The organism is Desulfobaculum sp., from assembly GCF_054921475.1.
In genome coordinates, this window is record NZ_JBUDSW010000103.1 from 1 (window position 1) to 11,767 (window position 11,767).

An 11,767-nucleotide genomic window follows, 5' to 3' on the forward strand; every position below is an offset into this window, starting at 1 on the left:
GGAATTCGTCTTGATGAGCGTTCGCGTGGCGTTGGCGGGCAGGTCGTAGGGCAGGGTCTGCGTGGCGTTGTACACGCACCCCGTCACCAGCGGGCGGTCCGGGTCGCCGTCTATAAAGCTGACCACCACCTCGTGCCCAATGCGTGGCAAAAACACCGCGCCATAGCCCTTGCCCGCCCATGGCTGGGCCACGCGCACCCAGCAGGAGCTTTTTTCGTTCTTTTCGCCCACGCGGTCCCAATAAAACTGCACCTTCACGCGTCCGTATTCGTCAGTCCAAATCTCTTCGCCGTCCTTCCCCACCACCAGCGCGGTCAGCGGACCGGGAACGGACGGCCGGGGGTGACGGCGGCGCGGGCGGTACGTCGCCGTAGCGGGGATAGCAGTGAAGGTGGAGTTGTAGCGCATTTTGGACGCCGTCAGCGCCACGGACGTCACCAGCCATTTGGCGTTGATGTCGTTTCGGTCGTGCCCTTCAATGGTCATGGTTCCGCCGGGATGTAGCCCCGATGCAGGCGAGGACGCAGACAGCACACACTGCTCAGCCTCCAGCGCGTCAAGGCGCATACCCGCAAGACTCTCGCCGTCGTCCTTTACGGTGTGGCCGGTGGGATACTCGTACACGGTGCGGGCATTGCCGCCGGGGGCAGACGCCGTAAGGTCCGTCTCCGGCGTTGTGAAATTGTAGTCGCCAACGGCGAAGGTGCCCGTAACGGAGCACTGCTCCAGCGACACATCTGCAACCTGCGAGGCCGGAACCACGCTGGTATTCTTAGGCTGAAACTCCAGCGTCGCCGCCTGCGGGCACTCCTCCAATGCGTCGCCGCTGTCTGCGAGGACGAGGGTGTGGGCGTTTGCCGTGTGGGTGAAGAAATAGAACATCCCCGCCTCCTCCATCAGGCGCGACACAAAGGCGAGAGCGGTCTCATTGTACTGCACCACGTACTCGCGCGCCGAATAACTGCCGGAAAGCTTATCCTCCACTTCCGTAAACCCGGCGTCGCTACAGACCTGCTTCACGATGTCCGGCACGCTCATGTTCTGAAACACCGCGCAGTCTGCCTGAAGGCTAAGAAGCCACAGCCACGGGCGCACCTCCATATGATAGTGCGTGGCCTCCGCCGTGCTCTGCCCCATGGAAAAACGCGTCACCACGCCATTGCTATTGCGCGTGGCCGAACCATCAGGCAGCCCCACGCCCACGGTGATGTCCTTGCCGATGATGGTGTCAAAGGCCAGCGCGTTGTCCTCGCTGTAGGCCGAAATGGAGTAGACAAACGGCTCGGACAGGGCCTCCTGTCCGGAACAGCTTTCCAGCACCAGCGTCCCGTCGCCGAAGGGAGTGGTCAATGTCGCGATGGCATCCTTCATGACTACGGGCCCCACTCCATGGCTTCATCCTGCCTTGCGGTGAGCGAGGGGACGAACTGCTGATTGTAGTCCAGCCACACAGCGCGGGGATTCACCGCCGTCAGCACCTCCTGCATCCAATCCTCAAACTGGGACAGCGCGTCCAGATACAGGCGTGACACCTCCGCAAGCGCCACCACCACGAGCAGGCACTGTTCTTCGGGTGTATAGTTTCGAAGCTCCGGCCCGTTGTTCCGGCTCCACGCCAAAAGACGCGTGGCGAAATTCTGGGCAAGGGCGTTGTCGCCACTGACAAAGGTCGCCACAAGGTCGCCGTAGCGCGGCGGTCTGCGGCCATCGACCTTCACCAAAAGCTCCGATGCCTGAAACCAACTGCCCTGCACCCGCACCACAGAACCAATAGCGGCCAGATAATTGTTGATGGCCCCAAGCAGATCATCACGCTTTGCCCGTGTTGGGTCCTCAAGGCGCATTTCGCGAATCCACCGGCCTGCCGCGTACCGCAGGTTGTCCACTTCCGTTTTCGACATGTCGCTCCCTTTTCCGGTTAGCCGTGCGGGCGCCCCTTTGGCGCGCGGTCCTCACCGCCCTGCGCCGCTGCGCAAAAACTACTCCACCCAAGCCACGCATCACCCATGCACCCAAGGCTGGGGGCAATGGCGCTTGGGGCGGCAAGCTCCAAGGCGATATGCACGTCCACGCCCTCGCCCACATAAAACGCCACAAGCTGTTCAAGGGCCGTCCGCCGCGTTCCCGGCGGCTGGGGCAACAAGGCGCGGTAGTCCTCCCAGCACAGCGGCCCAAGGCGCAGCGTCACGCCCGCGCTCTGCTCCCACACGCGCGTGCCCAGCACGGCGCTGTCACCAAGCCGGATATTCGCGCCCGCCACGCCAAGGCGGGTCTGGTCCTCCGGCTCAATGTCCAGCCATGCGCCGCGAAACTCCTCCACCCGCGCGGGCACGCCAAACGCATCGGCCACCACGCACTCTAGCCCCGCCGCAGACTTGGGGTACGCCCCATACAGCGCGGCGTGCCGCAGCAGGACGGCGTCGGGCACGCCGGCGGCTCCCGGCGCATCCGGCGCTGGGGACTGCCGCAACCCCGGGGTACCCATGCCCATAAGCGAGAACACAAACCCCGCCATAGGGCTGTCCGCCGGGTGGCAATCGTGCCCCGCCACGGGCCGGTAGGCACCGACTGATGCATAAAACAGCGCCACCAGCCGGTTATTAAACAGGTCCAAAAAATCGCGCAGACAGGTATCCCGCGCCCCGGCGCGCTCCAGCACCACGTCCGTATACGGAGCGGGAAGCGGCCCCGCCGCGCCCGCAAGGCCAAGGAAATTCACTGCAAGCGCAGGCTTGCCACCTGCTGTGCCCCGCCCAGCCACCTCCGCCGCGCCCAGCGCCCGAGGCATCTCCGGAGCCCGCCCCCAGCCCGCCGCAGAACGCAAGGCACCATCCGCAGACGGCCCGGAATCCGCGACAGCATCCAGCGCATTCGCCGCCACGCCGCGCACCTCCTGCAACTCGCTGGCGGGAAAGGCAAAAGACACGCACGAGGCAAAGGAAAACCGCTCGCTCTCCGGGTCATCGGCGCACACTTCTCCGCCGTGGATGGCCCGCATCAGCCACACGGCCTTCCATACGTCAAACCGCCACGGCTCGCGCAGGAAACGTTCTGCTACAGAATGGGACGACTGCCCGACTGTGGTGCCCACCTGTGCCAGACCTCCCTTGTCCCCTCACTGCGCAGCGTCAGCTGGGAAAACGTGTTCACATTGCAATACAGTCCAAAGAACGCGCTCATCACCCCGGCAAAAAGCACGGCGCTTCCCCCCGCAAAGGCGCTGGGGTCAAGGGTCAGGCCAATATCCGTCCCCCGCACAAAACCTCGCCATGCCTCGCTCCCCAGACGCCGCGCCACCGGCCTGCGGGTCAACGCCTTGATGCCCCGGGCCTGACGCACCGCCGCGGCGTCGCCGTCTGGGGCGTAGAGCATCAGAATTTCCTGCAGGGCCTCCACGCTTTGCGGACCGGACAGAGAGACCTTGTTCAGCGCCAAATGTGACACCAGCCGCCACATCACCTCGCCCCCAAGGGGCGGATTCCGCTGGGGTGTCGGCGCCGTCAGCAGGCGCACCGCACTGACCGGCAGGTCGCTATCACGCGCAAGAAGGGTCCCGGCCTGCGCCTCCACCGCGCTGTGACGATTGGTGCACAGCACATGCGCCACCACGGACCGGGCCGCCGGACGCGCCGGATTGAAGGAGAGGTCCGCAAAGGACAGATACACGTCCGTCCCCTCGCCGCCGCCAGCCGCCGGGGTACGGCGCATCAGCCAAAACGGCTCATCATGTTGCTGGGCCGCGGCGTGGGACAGGCTAAAATACGGATGCATGGGGACCATTCCCGCGCCCCCCGGCTCCACAGCGGCTACGGACTCTATGGAATGGATTTCCGTGGTGGCGCTGCGGCGGGCATCGGGCACAAGGCGATACTCGCTCTGGGTTTCATCAAGGCGGATAGGCTCGGCAATGCGTGAGAAGAGGTTGACGATGGGCACGGCGTTGGGCCGCAGCATATGCCGCGACAGCCCGCCCAGCTTGCGCGGCCTGCGGGCGAGGGGGACCAGCACGTCCACAGCCGAAGCGTCGCCGCGCCGCGACAGGCCCGCCACCTCCACAAACAGGAAGCGTTCCGGAAAAGCAAAATACTCCTGCACCATCTGGTAGGCGGGCGGTCCCTGCGCGGCGCGCGGCAAGGCCAACTCGTCCGCGCCCAGTCCCGCAGGGCGAATGGCACGGGGACCAAGGGACAGCGGCGTGCGCTCCACCGGGTCCGCCGGGTTGCGCAGGCACACATCCAGCGCGTCCGCCAGCAGCAGGTCATACAGCTGGAAGGTCTCGTACCTGTCGCCATGCAGGAACAGCCGGACGGAATCAAAATCGCACGACGCAAGGGGAACGCCGTCCCCCTCAATGCGAAAGCGCAGCACCGCCCCCGCCTGCTGCCCCGCGCGGCCAAGATTGTACTGCGCCAGCGGCTCAAACGCCGCCTGCGTCACCTTGATGGGCAGGACCTGTAGCGGCCAGCAGGTCCGCCAGCGCAGGGTGGCCTTGCCGTCGGTGCTGTCGCAGTGCAGGGCAAGGCCTTGCGGCACCTCGTACCCGGCCAGCATATTCGCGGCCTTTTTGGCCTCCGGCGCAAACTCCGCCACACTCAGCGAGGGCAAAGGACACGCCAGCCCGGGATACAGCACCTGCAAGAGTGCGCCGGACAGCTGTGGCAGCTGGGCATCCACATTGCGGCGGATGCGCGCCGTCAGCCACGCAAAGGATTCAATGAGCCGCTCCACAAACGGGTCCGGCGTCATGTCCGGCCCCAATTCAAGGCGGCTGGCGATGCGTGGATACCGCCGCGCGAACTCCACCCCAGCCTTGCGCAGGTAGGCAAGCTCACTCTGGTAGTATGTCCGGGCCGCATCATCCTTGGTCATCGTCAACCTCCACCACGGCAAGCGTGCCGTCGCCCGCGTCGTAGCCCAGCAGAAAAGCCAGCGGCTCACGCCGGGGCATGCCCACAACACGCGCGGAAATCATCATCCCGCCCCGGAACCTGCGCCCTGCGGCGTCCTGCCCGGAAAAGTCCACCTGCGCCCCTTGCCCAAGGCGGGGATTGGCAAAGGGCAACTCTCCGGCTGCTCCACCGCGAAGGGGCACGGCGTAGGACCGCGGCGGCAACTTCACCACACGCACCCGCACATCCGCCAAACGCGGCTCAAACGCGCGAATCGCCTGCCCCACGCGCCGCGCAAGGGCCTTCATGTCCGCTTCGCTCTCCACCAGCACGGTGCCGGAATCCGGCAAACCGTAGTCCATAACGTCCGGCGCGCCGGAGCCTTCCAGCCACGTCCGCCCAGCCGCGCGGGTGTTAAGCAGCCACAGCACATCGCGCACGATGATGCGGCGGTATGTCTCGGCGCTGACGTTGCGCATGGGCACGGTTTCCGGACCGGCGGCGGACGCATCGTCCACCAGCCGGTCCAGAAGCGGCGCCAGATATCTGCCTTTCGCCGACATGGCGGATTAGGATATCTGGTTGGTTTCGAGGTCGTGCATACCGGCCTTGGTACCTTCCGCGCCGCCGGCTTCCTTCTGCTTTTTGTACTCGTACTTAATCTTGCCGTAGTTGAGGGAGAACGTCTCCATGGGCAGGTCTCCGCCGCCGCTGATGTTATAGTTGGAGATGACCACATCGTTCATGGTCACCACCAGATAGGCCACCACATCGTCCCCATCCATACGGCAAGCGGTGAACACAATCTCCGAGATGTGCTTGCCGCTCCACAGCGCCTTGCAAAGGTCGGCAGTAGAGAGGTCGGTACGCTTGGATACCGAAAACTCCCCATGCTGCGCGCGCGACGTCGTGCCGCCACCCTCGGAGCTTCGCAGCGGTGATGTCGGCTGCGAAAAGTTGTGCGAGAACGAATAGATCTCGATTTGCTTTTCATAGCCTTTGACCGTGCTCTCACCGTCAATTCCATCGATCTTCATAAACATATTCTGCATTTGAGACTCCTTGTGCGGTCAGGCCATTATGCGGCCGGCGGCGGCAGTTCTGCGACGAGGCGGATGCTGGCCGTCAGCTCCTCAAGTTGGAAGTGTGGACGCAGGAAGATGGTGGCCGTATAGACGCCGGGCTTGCCGGGCACGTCCTTTACGTCCACACGTGCCTCGCGCAGGGGGTAGCGCGCCTTCACTTCCTGCCCGGCGTCGTCGCTGAGCAGGACGTAGTTGGATATCCACGTGTTCAGATAGTCCGAAACGTTGTCGGCGGTCATAAAGCTGCCAATCTTGTCGCGCATGATGGACTTGATGTAATGCGCAAAGCGCGAGGCATTGAGCAGATACGGAAGCACAGCGGACAGCCGCGCGTTGGCGTTGGCTTCGTCTGTGTTGTAGAGCACGGGCTTGTTGGTGGTCTGCCCGCCAAAGAAGGCGGCATAGTCCGTACCCTTGCAGTAGATGAGCGGAATGAACCCAAGATCCGAGAGTTCTTTCTCGCGCCGGTCCGTGATGGCAATTTCCGTTGGGCATTTCACGGCGATGTCGCCGTCGTCGGTCTTGAAGGTGTGGGTAGGCAGGCCTTCCACAACGCCGCCGCCCTCCACGCCGCGTATGGCCGCTGTCCAGCCGTACTTGGCAAAGGCGTCGGTGATGCGCTGGGCCATGGCCCACGCCGCATTGCCCCACAAGTACTTGACATGCACGCGTCCATCCACGTCCTCCACAAACTGGAACTCCTCAACGGGCTGGGTGTCCGGGCCATAGGGCAAACGCAGAAGCACGTGCGGCATGCACAGCGCCACATAGCGTGAATCCTCGCTACTGCGGAACGAACGCCACTTGATCAGCTCGCTGCTCTCAAAGAGCTTGGCAAGGTCGCGCGGGCCAGCCAGCTCGGTAAAGCTCTCCATGTCGAACAGCCGGGGCGAGGCTGAGGCCATCAGCGGCGCATGGGCCGCAGCGGCCACCTGCGACAGCTTTTCCAAAAAGGCCATGTCCTGCGGATGCCGCCCAAACTCAAAGTCATACAGCAGGCAACTGTAGGGCGCACCGCCAAAGGTGCCGTACTCTTCCTCGTACACCTTCTTGAACAGGTTGCTCTGGTCGAATTCCACAGCCTTGTCGAGGTCGGCCTGAAGCTCCTTGCGCGAGGCGTTCAGCACCCGCAGTTTGAGCATTTCGCCGGTTTCGGTGTTCATCACCAAATAGTGCAGACCGCGCCATGTGGACTCCAACCGTTTAAAGTCCTCGGCGTGCATGACTTCATTCAGTTGAATGGAAAGCTGCTCGTCTATGCGCGAGATGCGCTCCACCAGCATCGCTGCCGGGTCATCAAGAGGCTCCATCTTCTTGTCCAGAATCTGCGAGGCCAGCTCGCGGAGGATGCTCTTGCTATTCGGTATCTGCGACTCATCCTTGACCATCTTTCCGTCATAGAGAAACTGCTCCAGCAGGTTTCTCTCGGCATCATTTTCAGGACTCATAGCTGACTCCCTCACGGGTTGAGGTGCGTGGGGCTACTTCTTCGCAGGCTTTTCCTTCTTGTCGTCCTTGCCCTTGTCATCCTTCTTGGCGTCCTCTTCACCGCCGCCATCGTCGGCGCTGGCAAGGTCCAAAAGCTCCTTCAGCTTCGCCTCGTCGCCAATGGTGTCGCGCAGCAGGGCGGAAAGGTCGTCATTGCCGTCCAGCTTGCCCAAGAGGTCCACCAGCTTCTGGCGCGCCTCCAGCAGTTCGTTCAGCTTGGGAATGCGCTTTACGACCTGCGCAGGCTCAAAGTCGTCCATACTGGCAAAGCTGAGGTCCACGCCCAGCGTTTCGTCATCGCCGCCAAGGGTATTGGGCACGTTGTAGGCGATATGTGGGGCACTCTTTTTCAGCACGTCGTTGATATTGTCCCTATCGATGTAGACGAACTTCCGCTCCTTGAGCGGCGGAAGCGGGTCCACAGGCTTGGCGGTGAGGTCCGCCATGATGCCGACCACGTAGGGCAACTGCTTCATCACAATGGCGCCGCCTATTTCCACATCGTATGTGATCTGGACGCGCGGCGGTCTGACCCTGTCGAGCTTATGCTGAATGCTTTCAGCCATGTTCATGCTCCTCCGCTTGCTGATTGATGCGCCGGGCATTCACGGGCGCGTAGCCAATGCCGCCTATTCGGACTGTTTTTTCGGTATTCCCAGCAGAGCAAGAATCCCTCCCAGCTCCGCTCCTTCTCCAAGAATTTCGCTGTACAGCTCCCCAAGGCTCATATCCCCCCACGCCACGGCCCGCTGCACAAGGTAGGGCGTGGGGCTGTGCGGCTCGGTACGCATCAGATATTCCGCCGCCATGGCGAGCATCGCGTACGCCTCCGCCCTGCTGCTGATTGGTCCTGCCGTCTGCTTTGCGGGCGCTCCCTCGGTCTGGGCCACAGTCTCGCTTTTTTCCGCCACATCAGCCTCCTCCCTTTCCACGCGTCGAATGTCTTCACCGCGCCACGAAAGCACGCGGCCATGAATCGCCATCACCCCTTCGCGCAGCGCGCCAAAGCTTGGCGCTTCATCGCCGCACCGCTCGTCCAAAAAAGTTGCCAGCGCCTGAATAATGCCGTCCGCACGCTCCAAACCGGATGCCATGGCGGCGTGATAGGCCGCATCCGTCGCATGGGCGGACAGGGTTATGGCCTCACGCGTGGGGCGGCTTTCGTCCACCGCGCGCGCCGCCTTGCGCCCTCGGGCCGCGAGACGCTCGTAGTACTCGGCCTCCTCCCATTCCGCATAGGTATAGGAGCGGCCGTCACCATGCGCGGGCACCGTCAGACGCACAAACTTCAACCGAAATGCCAACGCCGTGCTCACCCACCGGAACGGCGCAAGGCGGGCATCAACGTCGCCCTCCTCCATGCGGGGATGGATGTCGTCCCAATACGTCTGGGCAAGGGCAAGGAGAACCTCCAGCCCCTCCACCAGCCCCGCAACACCATCAAGAGCAAGGCGCGCTTCAGTCAGCCATGCGGCAAGCTGCACATCCTTGGTCCGCGACTGGAGCGCGCCCTCGCACAGGGCGCGGACCTTGGCCCAGTCCGCCCGCTTGACCTCACGCTCCCACACGCCCTGCGGCAGGTCCGGGTCCTCCTCGCGTCTGGCCTCGCGAATCTGGTCGTAGACCACGTCGTACAGCAAGGCTTCCCCGCACGGGGCGTCCTCGGAGACTGGAGCGAGCAGACGCGCGCCCCATTCCGACAGGTCTTGTGAAAAAGGCGCGTCCGGCGCGCGGGAAATGGCTTCATCCATATTGAACTCCGATATACTCCACGTCATAGCGCTGGCTGCGCTTCAGTTCCAGCATTGATTACAGCGCCTTGTACAATTCATCACGTACGCTATTGGCGTCCAAATCCGGCATAGTTTTGGGCAGGTCCGTCGGCCATGCAAGGGGCGTCACCTTTGGCTTCCCCTTCTCATCCACGCCTGCCTGCGTCAGATGAAGGCGCATAAAAACCGTCACCGTCTCGCCATCCGGCGCGCTGGCGACGGACCGCCGCACAGCGGAGTCTGCCGCCTTGGTCGCCACGGAAAAAACCAGCGTCCCCGGCGGGGGCGGCGCGTCGCCCTTCACATCGCCCGCGGCCGCGCTGTTGGCGCGCACAAAGGCGTACAGCGCCCACAGGTCCGTGTACTGCCACACCACGCGGCGCTCCTGCACCGCCGCGCCGGGCGGCAGGGTCTGCGCCAGCACCGGGAAGCGGTCCGAATCCTGCGCCCACTCAAGGGTGAACTGCACGGCCTGCCCCGGTCCCCATGTCAGCCCGGTTTCCGCATCGCGAAAGTGTACGGACTGCTCCCCGGCGGTGAGGGTCCAGTCCACAATCTGCTCCCCGCCGACCTCGCTGGCGCGCTGGGTGCGAAAGTCCACGGTCAAGCCGCACTGGGAGGACTGGTCCTTGCCCGCCACAAGGCTGCGCAGGAAGGGTTCGGCTCCAGCCACGGCGTCAAGGAAGCGCTTTTGCGGAGCAAGGGCGTGCAGACGCGCCGCCGAAGCGGGCATGGTCCCGGCCACGCCATCGAGCATATTCAAAAAGGCCATCACGTCCTCAACGCTTGCCTGCGGTCCGCCGGTGCGCACCGGGGCAAAGGGGAAGTGCCCGGCCAGATGCTCGTCAAAAAAGGCCGACGCCGCGCCGTACCCAGAGGCAAAGGTCGTCAGGTCCGCCTCAAGGCACCGCGCGCGGACGGTATTGATAAGCGCCCGCCCCCGCCGCTCAAAGTACCCCGGCCCGTCAAAGCGCGGCTCCACAGCGCTGAGGGTGGTGGCGTAGGTTTTGGCCGTGGTCTTGCCAAAGGTCTGCATGATGAGGGTTTCCACGTTGGCGACACTGTTGCCGGGACGCTTGGAGTCGTAGGCCTCCAGCGCCGCGACGATGGATTCCCAATACGTGATGAGGTCATCATCGCCGGCGAAATCGCGCCGCCCTTGTTTATAGACATAGGTCAGGCTCGGCTCCACAAAGACGGACACCACATGCCGCACCCGGCCAAGGCGCGCAGTCATGTACGCCACGGCCTCGTCGTTGGTGGTTAGTCCATAGACGCCCGCCAGCACGGGCGTGGTGCCCTGCCACTGCGCCAGCGCAGTCGATTTGGGAGCAAAAAGGGCGTCGCGCTCCAGCAGCATGCGGCTCATCTCCAAAAGGCGCACGGCCTGCGCACCTGGGATACTTCCCACGGCGTCGGCCAGGGCCACCTGCCCCATGGTCCGCAGCGACTGTACGGCCCGCAGAATGTACGGGCTGGCCTTGCTGAAATTCACCGCCGCAGACTCCAAAGTATGCTCCCAGCCCGACGTCATCCCCGCCGGATACGGGCTATAGACCTGCGCCTGCCCCACAAGGCGGTAGACATTTTCGGCCACTCGCTCATTCATGGCGGTGGTCACCACTTGCCGCGCCGAAGGCTTGGGCAATTTCTTTAATAGCTGGGCGTCATAGCCGCCGTAGGAATCCAGCAGCTTTACCGCGCGGCTGAGGATAGAGACGTCCCACGCGATGTCTTCCGGCGGTACGTCCTCGTTCACCACGCCTTCGGGCACAGGCTGCATAAAGTCGCGCGTGCGCGCATCGGCAAGGACGTCGCGCAGCTCGATCAGCCAGGCGGCCGGGGCAAAGTGCCCCTCGTCGTCAAAGGTCAACAGCGGGCCAAGGTCCTCATCCCGCATGGCCTGCACATCATCGCGCAGGCTCACCAGCCGCCCACTCAGTTCCTCCAACTTGCCCTCGGCCATGGCCTGCGCTTGGCGCGGGTCAAGGGATTGGCCGGACAACTCCGCAATGCGCTGGCGCACGTGCATATGCTTATCCACAATCCCCTTGCCGGGGGTAAAGACATCGCCCTGCATCAACGCCCACTGCGGGGAGGTGGCAAACACCCCCAGCGCATCCACCGCCGCAATGAATGCATCAAGGGAGTTGCCGCCGGTCTGCTGCCCGCCGCTTCGCAGCGCATCCAACAGCCGCTGCACGCCGCGCAGTTCCTGCCGGACATCGTTATGGATAAACGCCCGGGCAAACACGCCAAGCAGATTCGCCTGCTCCTGCTGCTCCAGCGCGGCCGCCTGCGCCGTCAGGTCCACCTTGGCGTAAGGCAGGTCCTTGAGGACGATGTGCGCATACTTGGCAAAGTCCTTGGGCATGGTCGCGTTAAAGGAATATTCCGTCAGCTCCGCAAAATCCTTGGCGCTTGTGGAGGCGCTGAGGCCGTTGAACATGAGGCAGCGGCCCGTCAGTTCCAGCACCTTGTCCGCGTACAGGGCAAAGCGCCTGTATTCCGGGGTTTCCTCAAGGCTTTGGGC

The 11,767-nt window shown here is 63.6% G+C and carries 10 protein-coding genes; all 10 read right to left on the reverse strand.

Annotation, left to right across the window (positions count from 1 at the left end; genetic code table 11):
• On the reverse strand, nucleotides 1-1,371 hold a 1,371-nt coding region (locus tag ACY69P_RS08370; RefSeq protein WP_462327155.1), incomplete at its 3' end, for a type VI secretion system Vgr family protein.
• A 2-nt stretch (nucleotides 1,372-1,373) separates the two neighbouring features.
• Entirely contained in the window at nucleotides 1,374-1,901 is a 528-nt protein-coding gene (locus tag ACY69P_RS08375) for a hypothetical protein (protein ID WP_462327156.1), read from the reverse strand.
• Nucleotides 1,902-1,918: 17 nt separating this feature from the next.
• Nucleotides 1,919-3,091 carry a type VI secretion system baseplate subunit TssG gene (tssG, locus tag ACY69P_RS08380; RefSeq protein WP_462327157.1) on the reverse strand — a complete coding sequence of 391 codons (1,173 nt, stop codon included), beginning with the start codon at nucleotides 3,089-3,091 and terminating at the stop codon, nucleotides 1,919-1,921.
• On the reverse strand, nucleotides 3,055-4,869 hold the full coding sequence (gene tssF / locus ACY69P_RS08385) for a type VI secretion system baseplate subunit TssF (RefSeq protein ID WP_462327158.1): 1,815 nt from the start codon (nucleotides 4,867-4,869) through the stop codon (nucleotides 3,055-3,057). Before tssF ends, tssG begins: the two co-directional genes overlap by 37 nt.
• Nucleotides 4,856-5,452, reverse strand: coding sequence for a type VI secretion system baseplate subunit TssE (gene tssE, locus ACY69P_RS08390; protein WP_462327159.1), 597 nt, complete (start codon nucleotides 5,450-5,452; stop codon nucleotides 4,856-4,858). Before tssE ends, tssF begins: the two co-directional genes overlap by 14 nt.
• A 6-nt stretch (nucleotides 5,453-5,458) precedes the next feature.
• A complete protein-coding gene (locus tag ACY69P_RS08395; RefSeq protein WP_462327160.1) occupies nucleotides 5,459-5,941 on the reverse strand; it encodes an Hcp family type VI secretion system effector in 483 nt (160 codons plus the stop codon).
• Nucleotides 5,942-5,967: 26 nt separating this feature from the next.
• The gene (tssC, locus tag ACY69P_RS08400) at nucleotides 5,968-7,422 is read right to left on the reverse strand and encodes a type VI secretion system contractile sheath large subunit (protein ID WP_459901816.1); all 1,455 of its coding nucleotides are present in this window, start codon (nucleotides 7,420-7,422) and stop codon (nucleotides 5,968-5,970) included.
• A gap of 33 nt (nucleotides 7,423-7,455) precedes the next feature.
• Complete coding sequence (gene tssB / locus ACY69P_RS08405) at nucleotides 7,456-8,028, reverse strand: type VI secretion system contractile sheath small subunit (RefSeq protein WP_462327161.1); 573 nt, start codon at nucleotides 8,026-8,028, stop codon at nucleotides 7,456-7,458.
• Between the two features lie 63 nt (nucleotides 8,029-8,091).
• Complete coding sequence (gene tssA / locus ACY69P_RS08410) at nucleotides 8,092-9,213, reverse strand: type VI secretion system protein TssA (protein ID WP_462327162.1); 1,122 nt, start codon at nucleotides 9,211-9,213, stop codon at nucleotides 8,092-8,094.
• Nucleotides 9,214-9,271: 58 nt separating this feature from the next.
• The coding region (locus ACY69P_RS08415) for a hypothetical protein (protein WP_462327163.1) at nucleotides 9,272-11,767 on the reverse strand (2,496 nt) is incomplete at its 5' end.

What these genes read in the sequence shown, in the direction of transcription:
- ACY69P_RS08375 (WP_462327156.1), bottom strand. Translation starts at nt 1,901, where the DNA reads ATGTCGAAAACGGAAGTGGACAACCTGCGGTACGCGGCAGGCCGGTGG.
- tssF (WP_462327158.1), bottom strand. Translation starts at nt 4,869, where the DNA reads ATGACCAAGGATGATGCGGCCCGGACATACTACCAGAGTGAGCTTGCC.
- tssE (WP_462327159.1), bottom strand. Translation starts at nt 5,452, where the DNA reads ATGTCGGCGAAAGGCAGATATCTGGCGCCGCTTCTGGACCGGCTGGTG.
- ACY69P_RS08395 (WP_462327160.1), bottom strand. Translation starts at nt 5,941, where the DNA reads ATGCAGAATATGTTTATGAAGATCGATGGAATTGACGGTGAGAGCACG.
- tssC (WP_459901816.1), bottom strand. Translation starts at nt 7,422, where the DNA reads ATGAGTCCTGAAAATGATGCCGAGAGAAACCTGCTGGAGCAGTTTCTC.
- tssB (WP_462327161.1), bottom strand. Translation starts at nt 8,028, where the DNA reads ATGGCTGAAAGCATTCAGCATAAGCTCGACAGGGTCAGACCGCCGCGC.
- tssA (WP_462327162.1), bottom strand. Translation starts at nt 9,213, where the DNA reads ATGGATGAAGCCATTTCCCGCGCGCCGGACGCGCCTTTTTCACAAGAC.